General features: G+C 69.3%; 14 protein-coding genes. 6 read left to right on the top strand and 8 right to left on the bottom strand.

The window, feature by feature from the left end; all coding sequences use genetic code 11:
- Positions 1-858 carry an ABC transporter ATP-binding protein gene (locus H4281_RS43575; protein ID WP_182896708.1) on the top strand — a complete coding sequence of 286 codons (858 nt, stop codon included), beginning with the start codon at positions 1-3 and terminating at the stop codon, positions 856-858.
- Here the strand turns inward: H4281_RS43575 and H4281_RS43570 are convergent, their stop codons facing one another.
- The 5 genes from H4281_RS43570 to H4281_RS43550 form a co-directional block, all read right to left on the bottom strand.
- Entirely contained in the window at positions 859-1,578 is a 720-nt protein-coding gene (locus H4281_RS43570) for a hypothetical protein (RefSeq protein ID WP_246412791.1), read from the bottom strand.
- Positions 1,579-1,669: 91 nt separating this feature from the next.
- Positions 1,670-2,887 carry an acyl-CoA dehydrogenase family protein gene (locus H4281_RS43565; protein WP_182896707.1) on the bottom strand — a complete coding sequence of 406 codons (1,218 nt, stop codon included), beginning with the start codon at positions 2,885-2,887 and terminating at the stop codon, positions 1,670-1,672.
- A 123-nt stretch (positions 2,888-3,010) separates the two neighbouring features.
- Complete coding sequence (locus tag H4281_RS43560) at positions 3,011-4,651, bottom strand: S53 family peptidase (protein ID WP_182896706.1); 1,641 nt, start codon at positions 4,649-4,651, stop codon at positions 3,011-3,013.
- Positions 4,652-4,977: 326 nt separating this feature from the next.
- Positions 4,978-5,655, bottom strand: a complete 678-nt coding sequence (locus tag H4281_RS43555) for a copper homeostasis protein CutC (RefSeq protein WP_182896705.1) — start codon at positions 5,653-5,655, stop codon at positions 4,978-4,980.
- A gap of 3 nt (positions 5,656-5,658) precedes the next feature.
- Positions 5,659-8,343, bottom strand: coding sequence for a sensor histidine kinase (locus H4281_RS43550; protein WP_182896704.1), 2,685 nt, complete (start codon positions 8,341-8,343; stop codon positions 5,659-5,661).
- A 136-nt stretch (positions 8,344-8,479) separates the two neighbouring features.
- Here H4281_RS43550 and H4281_RS43545 point away from each other — a divergent pair, with 136 nt between their 5' ends.
- Positions 8,480-9,499 carry an ABC transporter substrate-binding protein gene (locus H4281_RS43545; protein WP_246412789.1) on the top strand — a complete coding sequence of 340 codons (1,020 nt, stop codon included), beginning with the start codon at positions 8,480-8,482 and terminating at the stop codon, positions 9,497-9,499.
- Between the two features lie 3 nt (positions 9,500-9,502).
- Here the strand turns inward: H4281_RS43545 and H4281_RS43540 are convergent, their stop codons facing one another.
- Positions 9,503-10,123, bottom strand: coding sequence for an LppU/SCO3897 family protein (locus tag H4281_RS43540; protein ID WP_182896702.1), 621 nt, complete (start codon positions 10,121-10,123; stop codon positions 9,503-9,505).
- Between the two features lie 78 nt (positions 10,124-10,201).
- Here H4281_RS43540 and H4281_RS43535 point away from each other — a divergent pair, with 78 nt between their 5' ends.
- Positions 10,202-11,848 carry a DNA repair helicase XPB gene (locus H4281_RS43535; protein ID WP_182896701.1) on the top strand — a complete coding sequence of 549 codons (1,647 nt, stop codon included), beginning with the start codon at positions 10,202-10,204 and terminating at the stop codon, positions 11,846-11,848.
- A gap of 1 nt (position 11,849) precedes the next feature.
- Here H4281_RS43535 and H4281_RS43530 read toward each other — a convergent pair whose 3' ends face one another.
- Both H4281_RS43530 and H4281_RS43525 read right to left on the bottom strand, forming a co-directional pair.
- Positions 11,850-12,494: a response regulator gene (locus tag H4281_RS43530; RefSeq protein ID WP_182896700.1), complete on the bottom strand. Its 645-nt coding sequence runs from the start codon at positions 12,492-12,494 to the stop codon at positions 11,850-11,852.
- Positions 12,485-13,612 carry a sensor histidine kinase gene (locus tag H4281_RS43525; protein WP_182896699.1) on the bottom strand — a complete coding sequence of 376 codons (1,128 nt, stop codon included), beginning with the start codon at positions 13,610-13,612 and terminating at the stop codon, positions 12,485-12,487. The genes H4281_RS43530 and H4281_RS43525 overlap by 10 nt, the downstream gene beginning before the upstream one ends.
- Positions 13,613-13,749: 137 nt before the next feature.
- Between H4281_RS43525 and H4281_RS43520 the strand changes: the two genes are divergently transcribed.
- From H4281_RS43520 to H4281_RS45305, 3 genes are all read left to right on the top strand, one after another.
- Positions 13,750-14,391 carry a DedA family protein gene (locus H4281_RS43520; RefSeq protein WP_182896698.1) on the top strand — a complete coding sequence of 214 codons (642 nt, stop codon included), beginning with the start codon at positions 13,750-13,752 and terminating at the stop codon, positions 14,389-14,391.
- A 133-nt stretch (positions 14,392-14,524) separates the two neighbouring features.
- A complete protein-coding gene (locus H4281_RS43515) occupies positions 14,525-15,286 on the top strand; it encodes a DUF4253 domain-containing protein (RefSeq protein ID WP_037807874.1) in 762 nt (253 codons plus the stop codon).
- Between the two features lie 4 nt (positions 15,287-15,290).
- Positions 15,291-15,635 (top strand): hypothetical protein (locus H4281_RS45305; RefSeq protein ID WP_220508755.1); only part of this gene is annotated, 345 nt, incomplete at its 3' end.

The following is a 15,635-nucleotide window of genomic DNA, read 5'->3' as shown; positions in this document are numbered from 1 at the left end:
ATGTCGACCATGCTCGAGGTCTCCGGCCTCAGCCACCGCTACGGCAGCGGCGAGTCCGCGCACGTCGCGGTCAACGAACTGTCGTTCACGGTGGAGACCGGGCAGCTGGCGTGCATCGTCGGCCCGTCCGGCTGCGGAAAGTCCACCCTGCTGCGCGCGATCGCCGGCCTGATCCCGCCGACCGCGGGCACGGTGAGCCTGCACGGCGACCGCGTCACGTCGGTGCCGGACGATCTCGCCGTGGTGTTCCAGGACTACAGCCGCTCCCTGTTCCCGTGGCTGTCGGTCGCGAAGAACGTGGAATTCCCGCTGCGCTGGAGCAAACTCGACAAGGCGACCCGGCGTGCCCGGGCCGCCGAAGCGCTCGAGGCGGTCGGCCTGTCGGCCGCGGTGAACAAGTACCCGTGGCAGCTCTCAGGCGGCATGCAGCAGCGGGTGTCGATCGCCCGCGCGCTGGCGAGCCGCCCCGCGCTGCTGCTGATGGACGAGCCGTTCGCGTCGGTGGACGCCCAGACCCGGTTCGAGCTGGAAGACCTGCTGCGCCGGGTGCAGGTCGAACAGAGCACGACGGTTTTGCTGGTGACGCACGACATCGACGAGAGCGTGTACCTGGGCGACCGGGTGCTGGTGCTGTCGAAGTCGCCTGCCCGGATCGTGGCGGATCTGAAGGTGGACCTGCCCGCCCAGCGGGACCAGATCACGACGCGGGAATCGGCGGAATTCGTTTCGCTGCGCGGCGAAGTGGCCCGGTTGCTGCACGGGCCGGCCGTGCAGGCGGCGGCCGATCTGGCGGAGCAGGAGGCGGCGGAGGCCGCTGCTTCGGAGGCTTCGGACGCCGTCGTTTCGGAGAAGAAGTAGTCACAGCTTCGGGAACCAGACCGAGACGTCCGCAAGGGCGTCAAGGGTGCCGGGATCCACTTTTCCGGCAACGGTTTCTGTTTCGGCGACCACCATTGCTCGACCGTCCACTCTGGACTGGAAGTGGTGGCCGGAGAATTTCACGCCGTCGAGGCCGAGCAGGGCAGCGCCTAGGGGTTTGATGTCCCCGCTGCCCTGCACCTCCTCGACCTTCTCGCACCCCTCGGCGTCGCTCTTCTTCGGAAACCCCACCCGCGCGATGGAAAGCACCGCCGCGTTGCCGTGTCCGTCTCCGACGGCGAAGAGGTTCCGATGCAACGAGGTACAACGGTGCCGTGCGAGGTACTCCCGGACACGACCGGTGGAATTCAGCAGGCAGTCGCCCTCGCGCTCCATCGCTTCCTTGAGCTGCTTGAGCTTGAACCGGCTGAAGGTCTCTTTCTTACGGCCCCGCTTCGCGGACTTCTCGGCCTCCGCTTTCCGTGCCTTGAGGCTCCGGCCAGGCAAGGAATCCGCGACGTCGCCCGCGAGGTTGCCGGGCAACGCCTCTGCCGCACCGGAATCCACGCTGGCCGCACCGCCAAGTCCCGTCGCCGTGCCGCCGCCGACTGCGGCGACGATGGCCACCCCGGCTACGAAAACCTTTGCTCCGCCGCCCTTCTTAGGCGTGATCGGATACTTCGTCCCGTCCGGACGCGTCCGGATAATCGGCTTCGCCACTCGCTGTCCCTCCCCTGGACACCAAGACCGAAGCGGTCAAGATAGCCCCTGAGCAGCAAGAACTCATTCGATTCCGGCCCGGTTCACCCGTTCAGCCCTTAGCGCGGGAATCCGGTCCGGTCTCGTCCGGACCGATCTCCGGCAGCGTTCGCACGCCCAGCACGTTCGCCCCCACCAGTTTCCGGGTCGCCAGGTTGCCCATCGGCATGAACGTGCTCGCCTGCACGTCGCGCCACATGCGCTCGAACGGCAGCGCCTTCGTGTAGGACATCCCGCCCAGTGCATCGACCAGCCGCTGCATCACCTGGACCGCGTTGTTCGCCGCCGTGTACTTCACGATCGCGCTGCGGGCCACGCCGTCTTGGATGTCCCCGGTGAACAACCGCCGGCTCGTCACCTCTTCGGCCTGGCGGTAGATCAGCGCGCGGGAGCTTTCCAGCAGGATCTGGCATTCGCCGATCACGTCCTGCAGCACCGGGTCTTCCGCCTTGCCGCGCTGGATCAGCGTCTGCACGGTCCAGTCCAGCGCGCCGGCCGCGATTCCCGTGTACACCGCCGAGAACGCGGGCATCGCCCAGGCCCAGACGGTTTCCAGCACCCTCGAGTCGAGGTGTTTCACTGGCAGCGAGTGCACGACCGCGGCGTCCTCGACGAACACCTTGTCCAGTTCGACGTCGTTGCTCTGGGTGCCGCGCATGCCCATGGTGTTCCACGTCTGGTGGATCGTGACGCCCGGCGCGTCCAGCGCGATCTGGCACAGCAGCAGCCGCGGGCCGCCGTCGGCGTCCTCGTAGCGGGCGGTGGTCGAGCAGTGCGTGGCGACCGCCGAGTTGGTCGCGAAGCTCTTGCGGCCGGTCAGTTCGAAGCCGCCCTCGACGCGGACCGCACGGGTCTTCGCGTCCGTCATGTCGTTGCGCAGGCCCGTTTCGCTGGTGATCGACGCCCAGACCAGTTCGCCGTCCACCGCCTTGCGCAGCAGTTGCTCCAGCCGGGGCGCCTTCGTGCGCCGCCACACGCTCGCCCACTGTCCCAGCGGCGACAGGTGCATCGTGAACGCCAGCGCGGTCGCGCCGTCGCCCATCGCCAGCCGTTCCAGCACCGGCAGGATTTCCGGCAGCCCGGCACCGGAGCCGCCGAGTTCCTCGGGAACCGACAGCCGGAGGAAGCCCGCCTCCCGCAGGTCGTCGTAGTTCTGGTGCGGGAACGTGTTGTCCCGGTCGTGCTCGGCCGCGCGCTCGGCGAAACTGTCCGCGAGCTTGGCGGCGCGGTCGACGAGGGCCTGCTGCTTAGGCGTCAGGAGAGGCTGCACCCGGCCATCAAAACAGCGTCCCGGATCTTGGTCAATCAGCCATTGTCCGTAGCCGCTTCAGTCCACAAGACACGCGCGAGCGCCTGCCCCGGCGACCGGGACAGGCGCTCGCGACAGTCGTTGTCAGCCGATCAGTTTGGACAGTCCGGAGCCGTTGAACGAACCCCAGCCGGTCGTCTGGTCGTAGCCCTTTCCGGCGGAGAAGCCGGTGGTGCCGTTGAAGGTGTTGTTGCCGGTGGTCACATCGTGGAAGCCGGAACCGTACGAGGAACCGTTGCCGATGCTGTAGAACTTCGCGTTCAGGTTGCCGAGGCCGCCCTTGTGGACCTCGTTCTGCAGCGCGGCGAAGCCCGCCCACAGCGGCGCGGCGCCCGACGTGCCCCACACGTTCCCGGTCTGTCCGCCGGAGATGATCGTGTACGCCGAACCCTGCGCGGCGTCACCGGCGACGTCCGGGACCTTGCGCTTGGTCGTGCTCTGCTTGGACTGCCACGACGGCGCGGCGAAGATCGTCGAGATGCCGCCGCCGCCCGCTCCGCCGGAAGCACCGTCGTTCCACGTCGTCTCGCTGCTGTAGCCGTTCGACGAATTCACCGTCAGCTGCGTGCCGCCGACGCCGGAGACGTTCGGGCTCGACGCCGGGAAGTCCACGGCCTGGGACTTGCTGCCGGTCTGGCGGGCGCAGTCGGTGGTGCCGTCGTCGCCCGCGGCGGCGAAGTAGCTGATGCCCTCGGCGGTGCCGGTCGCGAGCGCCTTGTCGACGCTGTTGGCCGCGGCCGAGCCTTCCGCCGCCTCGCAAGAGCCCCACGAGATCGAGACGACGCTGACCTTCTTGTCCGACGCGATCTTCTGGTACATCGCCAGCTCGCCCGCGTTGGAGTTCGGGGCCTCGTACACGTAGTCGTTGGCAGGCGCGGCGAGCGCGTGCACGACCTCGATGTCCAGGTCGACCTCGGTCTGGCCGTCGCCGGGGCTGGAGTCGTAGTTGGCTCCGTTGACCGAAACCGTGCTGACCGTGCCCGCCTTGAGGCCGTACTTGGTGTCGTACGCGGTGATGTCGGACTTCTTGTAGCCGTCGAACTCCACGAAACCGACATTCACGCCCGCGCCGGTGGCGGTCATTCCGCTGGTGCCGTACGCGGTCTTGAGGATGGTCGGCGTCACCGGCTTGACCGTGCGCGGCGCCTGCGTCGGCTTCGCGTGGTGCTTGACCGCGTGATTGTCGAGGCCGACGACCGAATCGACCACCGAGGACACCGAAGCGGGCAATTCCGGCGCCGAGTCGTTGGCGTAGAACTTCCGGCCGGTGACCGTGTCGGTGTAATTGCCGATACGCGTATGGAAGGCAGATTCCAGCTGTCCGGCAGTTGCCGAGAAGGTGATCGCCTGCCGGTTTCCGGAAACCTCAATACCCTGCGCACCGCTGCGCTTGAGGAAATTCACCGCCTGATCGGCCTCGGCTTGCGTTGGGCCGAATGCAGCAGTGAATTGCTCCGGAGAGAGGAATCGGTGGTACCGCGGCGAAGCCGGGTCCTGCACGTCGGCGAGGAAGCGGGCCAATGCCTGCTGGTTGTGCAGCTTGAGGGACAGTGCGGCGGGAATCTGCTGCTCAGCGGCAATATCGCCGGACCGCGCGCTGGCGGCGAGCGGTGCGGCGTTGCCGGAAAGGGCGACCAGCGGATCGGCGTTCGCGACGCCAGCCACGGACAGGCACAGCAAGGCCGGCAGCGGAACCGCGGCGGCGACGAGCTTGCGCAAGCGCATGAGAATTCCTCTCGAGAGGCGGGGACCAGGTCGGCTAAATCGCGGTACCGACCCGTATCACCGACCCTAAAAAACCGCAGGAAACAAAGAAACCTACTTTTGGCTGACCTTAACGCGGTTGGTTTGTTTTCCACTTGCACGATTTATGACTGATTGACGCCGCGATGTCCAGCCGAATCCGGAAACCATCGGACGTCGGAAGACGGAAGCCCCGGACATTCCGGACCGCTTGCGCGCACACGCGCACTGTGCTCGTCAAGCAAAGAAGGGAACCTTGCCGGAATTGGAATTCCCGGCGAGGTTCCCTTCCGCAATGGACTGGAGCGTCAGCCCTTGACGAGTTCGGCCCACTCGCGCACGGCCGCCGCGTCGACCGGAGCGTCCCAACCGGACGGACGCACCGCTCCGCCGACGTGGAAGCCGCGCACCCCGCCCGCCCGCAGCAAATGCACCTGCTGTGCCCGCAAGCCGCCGCCGACCAGCAGCGCCGGACCGTCGGTCCGCCGCGCCAGCTGCTGCAGCACGGACAGTCCACTCGCGACACCGTTCGCGTGGCCCGCCGCCAGTACGGTGTCGCAGCCGAGCTCAGCCAGCACGTCGTAAGCGGCGATCGGATTGCGCGAACGGTCGATGGCGCGGTGGAACGTCCACGGCCGCCCGTCGATCTCCTTCAGCAGCGCGCGGCACGCCTCGGCGTCGACCTCGCCGTCCTCGGTCAGGAAGCCGAAGACGAACTCCTGCGCACCCGCGGACACCAACCGGGCCGCCGAAGCGCACAGCTCGTCGATCGCGCGCGCGTCGAAAGTGTTCTCCGCGCGCAGCATCACGCGCACCGGCAAGTCAGTGGCCGCGAGCACCTCGCGCACTGTCGCCTCGCTCGGGGTGAGCCCGTCGCTGGCCATGTCGGAGACCAGTTCGAGCCGGTCCGCTCCGCCCTCCTGCGCCCGCTCCGCGTCCCGCGCGCCCAGCGCGATCACTTCCAGCAGGGCGGTGTTCGAACTCATGCCTCATCCGTTTCGATCCAGTGGCGGGGTGTCTTCCCCCCTGGCGTGCCTGCCGCGCCGGAAGCCGCCTTGCAGGCTCGTCATCCGGGCGCGCACCGCGTCGGGGGAAAGCGAGAGTATCGGCCGCGGCTCCGGCTCCGCGGCGGGGCCGCCCGCCACGTCGGCGACCCGCAGGAACGGCCAGGTGTCCTCGGCCCCGTCCTCTTGTTCCAGGTGCTCAGGCGACGGCCACTCCGGTTGCTCCGCGGGCTCCGGCGCCGGCCACTCGGGAGCCGCCTCGTCCGGGTCGTCGGTCGGGAACTCCGGCGGCGTTTCGTAGGCGTGCCTCGGCTCGGCTGCCTGGTAGTCCGGCTCGAACGCGGGCACCTCGGGCATCGGCGCGACGACGCGCGGCTCCGGCGCCACTGGTTCCTCGACCGGGGCGGAGAGGTCGAACCAGCGCGAAAGCACGTCGCGGTAGGCAGGCATCCGGTCCGTCGGCGCGTCGATCTCCAAATGCGACCGCGACGCCGGCCCCGGCCACGACGGCGCTTCCTCGACCACCGGCGCCCGCCGCAGCGGACCGGCGTCGTCGAGGGTCGGCGCGACCAGTTCCACGGGCTCCGCTGGCTCCTCGGCCGGGGCCAGCGGCGCGAGCGGGGCCAGCAGCTCCGGTTCCGGCGCGGGTTCCGGTTCGACCGGCGCGGGCGGCTGCGGCAGCGGCGGGGCCTCGGTGATCAACGCCGCCGGGACGACGGCCGTCGCGGTGAGCCCGCGTCCCTCGGCCGGACTCAGCTTCACCGCGATGGCGTGCCGTTCGGCCAACGTCGCGACCACGAACAGGCCCATCCGGCGCGACACCTCGACGTCGACCTCCGGCGGATGCGCCAGCCGCGCGTTGGTGCGGTCGATCTCCGCCTGCGGCATGCCCGCGCCGCGGTCGGTGATCTCGATCCGCCACGCCCCCTCCGGTGTCCGCGCGCTCTCGACGGTGACCGCCGCCTGCGGCCCGGAGTACCGGGTGGCGTTCTCCAGCAGCTCGGACACCACGTGCACCAGGTCGTTGACCGCGTCGCCGCGCACCGCGAGCGCGGGGGCCGGACCGATCTCGATCCGCTGGTAATCCTCCACTTCGGACAGTGCGGCCCCGATGATCTCGTCGGCGACCACCGGTCCGGTGTCCTCGCGCATCAGGTCGGTGCCGGACAGCACCAGCAGGTTCTCGCTGTTGCGCCGCATCCGGGTGGCGAGGTGGTCGAGTTCGAACAGCCCGCCGAGGGTCTCCGGGTCCTGTTCGCCCGCCTCCATCCGGTCGAGCACGGACAGCTGCCGCTCCACCAGGTCCTGGCTGCGCTGCGACAGGTTGACGAACATCGCGTTGACGTTCTCGCGCAGCATCGCCTGCTCGGCGGCCAGCCGGACCGCCTCGCCGTGCACCGCGTCGAACGCGCGCGCGACCTGCCCGACCTCCTCGCGGGTGAAGATCGGCACCGGCGCGACCGCCGCCCGGTGCCGCAGGTTCTCCGGAGCCGGATCGGGCTCGGTGAGCAGCCGCTGCACGGCCTCGGGCAGCCGATGGTCGGCGACCTCCAGCGCGGTACGGCGCAGGATCCGCAGCGGCCGCAGCAGCGAGCGCGCGATCACCACCGACAGCACACCGGCGACCAGCAGGACACCGATGACGATTCCGCCGTCCCAGATCGTCGACGCGCGGGCGCTGGCGGCCCGTGCGTCCGTTTTGTCCTGGAGCTGGACGAGCAGCGCTTGCTGCACCTGATGGGCGAGATTGACCGTGTACGTCGACGCGGTGTCCCACTGGTCGGCGTCCAGACCGGACAGCGGCTGGTTGTTCTCGGTACGCGTGAGCGCCGACTCGACCATGTCGTTGCCGATGTCGACGACGATGCCGATCACCGTGTCCGAGTACATCCGCTGTTCATCCGGAGTCGCGAAGGTGCGGTAGTCGCTGCGCGCGGCGGCCAGTTCGGCCTCCGCGCCGAGCAGCGCACGCGTCCGGTCCCGGTTGAGCGTGCCCTGCGCGATCGCCTCGGACATGATCGCGCGCTTGACCGACATCTGGTCCTTGATCCGCGCGAGCGCGTTCCCGGCCAGCCGCAGCCGCGCCAGGTCGGGTTCGGTGACGTCGGCCGCGGCGGTGTCGCTGATGTCGAGCAACCCCGAGATCAGCTCGCTGTAGGAGCGGAGCACCGCGTCCGCCGGATACGCGGAGTGCTCGGCCGAATACCGGAGGCCGCCCAGCACCCGCAGCCGGTCGTCGCTCTGCTGCAGATCGCCCGCCGCCGATTCGTCGAGCCGCGTTTTGCTGTCGGCGAGCGACCGCTCGAACGCGCCGATCGCCAGGTCGACCCGGGTGCGCTGGCCGACGAGGACGTCGGTGGGCCCCTTGCGGTCGCCCGCGACGAACCGCACCGTGACGTCGCGTTCCCGCTGCAGCTGGTGCACGACCTCGGCGACCGTCGAGTCGACCCGGCAACGGGCGGCGAACTCGGCGAGCTGGCGGGCGTCGCGCAGGTCGCTGTTGACCCGGAGGCCGACCAGCACGACCACGGCGAGCGCCGGGATCAGCAGGACGACGAAGAGCTTGGTGCGCAGCCGCCAGTTCCGCAGCCGCCACCGGCCGCCGACCGGGCGCGAGGCAGCCGGATCCGTCGCGTCACCCGAACGGGGACGGTCGTCGCGACGGGTCACCTGTGCTTCCTTTTCCACCGCGGGAACCTCTGCCCACGGACGTCATCGGGCTCCGGCCGGAAACTACCGCTTGGTAGTTCCCGGCGAAAAGATCGGGAAGCCACCCTGGCGGGGGCACAGCCCTGCGGGCGATCGTATGGGCAGCGGCCCATACGATCCAGCACGAGGCAGAGATTCTCCCGGCAGGGGATGGCGAGTGAAAGCGACCGGTCTGAGGTTTGCGCTGGTGGCGACGTTGTTCGCACTCAGCGGCTGCTCCGTGTTCGGATCCAGTGACGCCGGACAAGCTCAACCGCCGGAACGCGCGACGCTGCGGGTCGGCGTCGCGAGCCCCATCGACACCGCCCCGCTGCGGATCGCCGTCGCCGCGGGAAAGTTCCGCCAGGCCGGGCTGAATGTCCAACTGGTGGAACTCGGCGACAGCGACGGCGTGGAAAAACTGAAGTCCGGACAGGTCGATGTGACGTTCGGCAGCGACGTGTCGCTGTTCCGCGCCGCCGGGTCCGGCACCGCGCTGCAATTGCAGGGCGAGGCGTACACCTTCGGCCGCACGACTATCGCGCTCGTCACGCTGCCCGATTCCGACTACACCGAACCGACCGCGAAGAAGTCGCCGAAGATCGCGGTGGACTCCCCTGACGACATCGGCGCGCTCACCGCGCGGGCAGTCCTCGGCACGGCGGGCGTCGACAAATCGAAGATCGAATTCGTGCCCCGGCCGTTCGGGCAGATGCCCGCCGCGCTGCAGTCCGGCGACGCGGACGCGGCGCTGATGGTCGAGCCGTACATCACCCGCGCGGAGAAGGAACTCGGCGCGCGGGTCCTCGCCGACGGCTCGACCGGCGCGACCCTCGACTTCCCGGCGTCGGGCTACGCCGCGACCGGCCAGTTCGCCGCCGCCAACCCGCGCACGCTGACGGCGTTCCGGAACGTCCTCACCCAGGCCCAGCTAGCCGCGTCCGACTCGGCGAAGGTGCGCGACGCGCTGCCGTCGTTCTCCGACATCGACCAGACCACCGCCGCGCTGATCTCGCTCGGCAGCTACCCGACCACGCTGTCGGCGACCCGGCTTCAGCGGGTGGCCGACCTCATGCACAGCTCCGGGCAGCTCGCCAACCGCCTCGACGTGGCGGCGATGCTCCCCAACGCCTTGTAGCCCTCAGATGCTCGCCCCGGTCGGCTGCAGGCAGATCGTGCGCACCGGCGGCCCGGCGTAGACCAGCGACAGGTCCTTCTCGCCGCAGCTCGACGCCGACTTCGTACCGTCGTGCACGACCGCGCGCGCCTCCGCCTTGGGGTCGTCACAAGCGACCTTGCCGACCTTCGACTCGTCCGAAACGTCACGCACGCACTCGCCGGACACGACGTTCAACGCGAGGCACAGCGTCTGGGTCGGCCTGCTGGTGGTGCTGCGCGCCGACGAGTACAGCTCGAACGGCACATAGTCCTCGCCGCGGCAGGAAGACCGGCCTTTGGCGACGGTGTCGACGCGGTAGGTGGCGGCCTGGTCGGAGCAGTCCGCTCCGGTGTAGGTCTGCGTCTCCGAGCCCAGCGACGTGAGGTAGAGACAACTGCCCGCGACCGGCGGTCCGGCCGAGCGCGCGACCGCGGCGAACCCGAACGCGCCGAGCGTGCCGAGCCCGAGCGCCACGACGACGAGCGCGGCGAAGAGCGCCTTCTGCTTGCCCGACACCCGTTTCGGGCCGCCCGGCACCGGCTGCCGCGGAAGCGGCTGGTACGGGTTCGCGGCCGGCGGCACGCCGAACGGTGGTGTGGTCACTGGGTCCCCTCCCGCGGCTTCGTCCCGCCATCTTGGCATCCCCGGGCCGCGGGCCGGGAGGGAACGTATAAAGGAGAGGTGACTGATGGCCCCCTGATCGTCCAGTCCGACAAAACCGTGCTGCTCGAGGTCGACAATCCGCGTGCCGACGACGCGCGGATCGCGATCGCGCCGTTCGCCGAACTGGAACGAGCGCCCGAACACGTGCACACCTACCGGATCACGCCGCTCGCGTTGTGGAACGCGCGCGCGGCCGGGCACGACGCGGAACAGGTGGTGGACGCGCTCACCACGTATTCGCGCTTCCCGGTGCCGCAGCCGCTCTTGATCGACGTCGTCGACGTGATGGGCCGGTTCGGGCGGCTGCAGATCGCCAACCACCCGGCGCACGGCCTGGTCATGACCACGACCGACCGCGCGGTGCTGGAAGAGGTCTCGCGCAACAAGAAGATCAGCCCGATGCTGGGCTCGCGGATCGACGACGACACGGTGATCGTGCACCCGTCCGAACGCGGGCGGCTCAAGCAGGCGCTGCTGAAGGTCGGCTGGCCCGCCGAGGACCTCGCCGGGTACGTGGACGGCGAAGCGCACCCGATCGATCTCGCCGAGGACGACTGGCGCCTGCGCGACTACCAGCGGAAGGCGGCAGAAGCGTTCTGGGCGGGCGGTTCCGGCGTCGTCGTGCTGCCGTGCGGCGCGGGCAAGACGCTGGTCGGCGCGGCCGCGATGGCGCACGCCAAGGCGACCACGCTGATCCTGGTCACCAACACCGTCGCCGGGCGGCAGTGGAAGCGCGAACTGGTCGCGCGCACGTCGCTCACCGAGGACGAGATCGGCGAGTACTCCGGGGAGAAGAAGGAGATCCGCCCGGTCACCATCGCGACGTACCAGGTGGTCACGCGCAAGACCAAGGGCGAGTACCGGCATCTGGAGCTGTTCGATTCGCGCGACTGGGGCCTGGTCGTCTACGACGAGGTGCACCTGCTGCCCGCGCCGGTGTTCCGGATGACCGCGGACCTGCAGTCGCGGCGGCGGCTCGGCCTGACCGCCACGCTGGTGCGCGAGGACGGCCGCGAGGGCGACGTGTTCTCGCTGATCGGCCCGAAGCGGTACGACGTGCCGTGGCGCGACATCGAGGCGCAGGGCTGGATCGCACCGGCGGAATGCACCGAGGTGCGGGTGACGCTCACTGAAAACGAACGGCTCCAGTACGCCACCGCGGACTCCGACGAGCGGTACAAGCTCGCGGCGACGGCGATGACGAAGATCCCGGTGATCCGGTCCATTGTGGACAAGCACGCCGGCGAACCGACCCTGGTGATCGGCGCGTACCTCGACCAGTTGGAGATGCTGGGCGCGGAACTGGAGGCCCCGGTCATCCAGGGCGCGACGAAGAACAAGGAGCGCGAGGAACTGTTCGACAAGTTCCGCCGCGGTGAACTGCGCACGCTCGTGGTGTCGAAGGTCGCGAACTTCTCGATCGACCTGCCGGAAGCGTCAGTGGCGATCCAGGTTTCGGGCACGTTCGGTTCACGGCAGGAGGAAGCGCAACGCCTCGGCCGCCTGCTGCGCCCGAAGGGCGACGGACGGCAGGCGCACTTCTACTCGATCGTCTCGCGGGACACAGTGGACACGGAGTACGCCGCGCATCGGCAGCGCTTCCTGGCCGAACAGGGCTACGCGTACCACATCGTCGACGCGGAGGACCTGCGTCGACCGCTGTGAATCACGAACCGAGATAACGGAGAACGGCCAGCACGCGGCGGCTGTACCCCTTCGCTTGCGGCAGGTCGAGCTTGTCGAAGATCGCGTTCGCGTGCTTCTCCACGGCACTCTGCGAGATGTACAGCAGCGTGGCGATGCTCGCGTTCGTGTGGCCCTGCGCCATTTTCTCCAGCACGTCGCGCTCGCGCGGGGTCAGCCGCGCGAGCGCGTCCTCGTGCGAGGTGCGGGCGACGAGCCTGCGCACCACCTCCGGATCGAAGGCCGCGCCACCGGCCCCGACCCGGTCCAGCGCGTCGAGAAAGTCGCCGACCTGCGCGACGCGATCCTTGAGCAGATAGCCGATGCGGCCGCCGTCACCGCCGATCAGCTTGGCCGCGTAGCGTTTCTCGACATATTGCGACAACACGAGCACCCCCGTGTCCGGCCAGCGTTCGCGGATTTCCAGCGCCGCACGCAACCCTTCGTCGGTATGAGTCGGCGGCATGCGAACGTCGGTGACGACCACGTCGGGTTGGTGTTCCGCCGTCGCTTCGAGAAGCTTCTCGCCATCGCCGACCGCGGCGACCACTTCGTGGCCTTCCTCCGCCAGCAGCCGCACGAGACCTTCCCTGAGCAATGTCGCGTCCTCGGCCAGAATCACTCGCACGGCAGCGCCACCCGCACTGTGGTCGGCCCGTTTTCGGGGCTCTGTACGGAGAACTCGCCATCCATCGCCGCCACTCGCCTCGCCAGCCCAGACAATCCGCCACTCGCACCGACGCTCGCTCCACCACAGCCATCATCCGTGATCTCTGCTTCGAGCTTGGTCTTTCCCCGGCGGACGTCGATCGTGACCTTGTTGGCGTTGGCATGTTTGGCCGCATTCGTGACCGACTCGGACGCCACGAAGTAGACCACCGTCGCCAACTCCGGCGAGGGCTCGTCGATTGCGTAACGGAGGTCGACCGGGATCGTGGCGCGCTCGGCCAGAGACTCCAGCGCGGCCTCGAGACCGCTTTCGTCGAGCGCGATCGGGTACACGCGCCAGCTCACCTCTCGCAACTCGCGCAACGCTTCCTGCGACTCCTCGTGCGCCTGGCGGACCAGCTCAGCCGCCCGGTCGGCGTCATGCGTCCGACGCGCCCGACCGAGCAGTACGCCTAGCGCGACCAGCCTTTGCTGCACGCCGTCATGCAAATCCCGCTCGATCCGGCGACGCTCGCCGTTGACCGCCTCGACCACTTCACTCCGCGTGGTCGCCAGCTCGGACACCCTGCGCCGCAACAGTTCCTGACTGCTCGGCCCGAAAAACCGCCTCGCCAGCTTTCGGTCGAGTGCGGCTACGCCGATCAGGCCCTGTCCACAAAGGAATACCGCGATCGCGCCGAGAGCCAGCACCGGGAGCCAGTCGAGGAGAGTCCCGTCGCCCGCTCCGCCGGGAGCTCGTCCGGTGACCAGTTGGGCGAAGTAGAACACCCCAGCCGCTATACCCGCGCCGATGCACACCCAGACTCCCAGCGCGAGCAGCCCGGTCAGGCCGCGCGGGACGAGGTACTGCAGGGCGCGGCGGCCGTCGTAATCGTCGCCGTTGCCGGCGTCGAGGAAACGCTGCACGCGGGCACGTTCTATTTCGGCGAGCCTTCGTGCGCCGCGGAACACCCGCGGTCGTGCTGCGGGGATGGCTAGGAGGGGTGCGGCGAGCAACAGGTACGGCACCTCGATGAGCGCCGTCAGCGCGCCTAGGCCGACGCCCGCCGTCCGGCGCAGCACTCGCGGTCTGTTCACGTTGATCAGGCTAGCCAGCTCGGTGGGGGCGGAGTACTGCGGTTTTCCGCATTTCTCCGGGTGGCCGCCCGCAATGTGTTGCGCGCCTTGGCTTCCTACCTTCGACGACGTTGCCTTCCATCGCGAAAGGACCCCTCGTGAACCTCTTGCTCGCCACCCCCGCCGAACCCCTCACCGGACTGGCCGGATGGGCCGTCGGACTGATGGACTCGCTAGGCGGCATCGGCGCCGCGATCGTCGTCGGCCTGGACAACCTGTTCCCGCCGATCCCGAGCGAACTCGTCCTCCCGCTAGCCGGTTTCTCCGCGAGCCGCGGCACCTTCAGCCTGGTCGGCGCCCTCTTCTGGACGACCCTCGGCTCCCTCGCCGGCGCCGTGATCGTCTATTGGCTAGGCGCCTTGCTCGGCCGCGACCGATGCCGCGCACTGCTCAGCCGCCTGCCCCTGATGGACGCCGCCGACTTCGACCGCACCGAGGCGTGGTTCGCCCGCCACGGCGGCAAGGCGGTGTTCCTCGGCCGAATGGTGCCGATCTTCCGCAGCCTGATCTCCCTGCCGGCGGGCGTCGAGCGGATGCCGTTCGCCCGGTTCCTGCTGCTGACGACGGCAGGCAGCCTACTGTGGAACACCGCCTTCGTCGTAGCCGGTTACCTGCTCGGGGAGAGCTGGTCGCTGGTGGACCGGTACGCGTCGGTCTTCCAGTACGTCGTACTCGCCGCGGTGGCGATCGCCATCGGCCTGTTCGTCGCGGTCCGGGTGCGCCGCGTCTCCCGGCACTGACTCTTTCCACCCCTCGACCTGGGCTTTCCCTAGGTTCACTCGAACGGATGAGCGAGCGTTGCCCTGGAAATTGTCGGTGGTTCGAACTACTGTTCGATATGCAGGCACCGAACACCAGTTCGAGGGGAAGCTCATGACGATCGCACCGTTCCGCCCCGGCGTCGGGGCACCGCCGGTCCAGACCTTGCCGCCAGGGCGCTGGCACGGGCGGATCTGGGTGTCGGAGGAACCGCTCACGCGCCCGCAGCGGTACCTGAGCTGCGTCGCGGAGTTCGAGCGCTCGGGATTGTGGCCCGTGCTCATACCGCCCGACCAGCGCTTCACCGCCCGCGGCGAAGACTGGCTGGACGACCGCGGCCGGCTAGCTCCCGCAGGCCACCGCGTCGCCAACGCCGACCCCGCCGAAGTACTGGCCCGCTGGTGGGACGGTTCCTGCTGCGACGGAGCCTGCCTGCGCCCGTTCGGCACCCGCTTCCCCGGATTGGCGAAACGCTCGCACCGCCGCTCGGATCCGCTGGCCGAAGCAGGCAACACCGGCTCGATCCTTGCCGCCCGGACCCCACACCGGCTGGGCCTGGTCCAAGCCGACCGTCCGGCTGACGTCCCGGCTCTCATCGGCTGGACGGGAATGATCAAGTCGACAGACCAGGTCGCGGAGCTGTCAGCAGTCCTGCGCAGCTGGGAAGACCGCTTCGGCGCGACCCTGGTGACGCTGGGCTTCGACTCGCTGGAGCTCTCGGTTTCCGCCCCACCCCGCACCCACGCCAGGGCGCTCACGGTGGCAGCCGAGCACCGGGCTTTCAGCCTCCCCACGTACCTCACGCAGCCAGGGAACTTGCGGGAGTACGCGACGTCCTTGGTGCAGTCACGCCGATGGAGGTTCTCGTGGGCCTGAGGAAGTGAGCGATGCGCGGACGGCCGGACAGGCCCGTCGCACGAGGGTGGCCCGCAGGAACCTCAGGTCCGGCGAGCCTGCCAGATGCGGGGATGCGCGGGAAGCAGGCAAGCTCAGCCCGTTCGGCGGGCCAGCAAGGCGGCACGGCTGGCCCACCGAGCGAGGTGACCACCGCTCGCCGCGCTCCGGCCACCTCGCGCTGCTCCGGCATCGCCAGCACCGCCACCCGCTCCCGCACCACCGCACCAACGACCCGGGCGGCGCGACCGTCGGGCCCATCGGCTCGATCAGCTGCGCGATGACGTCCTTGGTCGAGGTCTTGCCGGACGAGCCGGGGACGCCGCGGACG

This window comes from Amycolatopsis dendrobii, assembly GCF_014145675.1.
GTDB lineage: Bacteria > Actinomycetota > Actinomycetes > Mycobacteriales > Pseudonocardiaceae > Amycolatopsis > Amycolatopsis dendrobii.
This window is presented reverse-complemented; position numbering and strand designations above follow the sequence as displayed.

Excerpts from the sequence above, each read along its gene's own strand:
- H4281_RS43560 (WP_182896706.1), bottom strand. The coding sequence starts at position 4,651 with ATGCGCTTGCGCAAGCTCGTCGCCGCCGCGGTTCCGCTGCCGGCCTTG.
- H4281_RS43575 (WP_182896708.1), top strand. The coding sequence starts at position 1 with ATGTCGACCATGCTCGAGGTCTCCGGCCTCAGCCACCGCTACGGCAGC.
- H4281_RS43515 (WP_037807874.1), top strand. The coding sequence starts at position 14,525 with ATGACGATCGCACCGTTCCGCCCCGGCGTCGGGGCACCGCCGGTCCAG.
- H4281_RS43545 (WP_246412789.1), top strand. The coding sequence starts at position 8,480 with ATGGGCAGCGGCCCATACGATCCAGCACGAGGCAGAGATTCTCCCGGC.
- H4281_RS43555 (WP_182896705.1), bottom strand. The coding sequence starts at position 5,655 with ATGAGTTCGAACACCGCCCTGCTGGAAGTGATCGCGCTGGGCGCGCGG.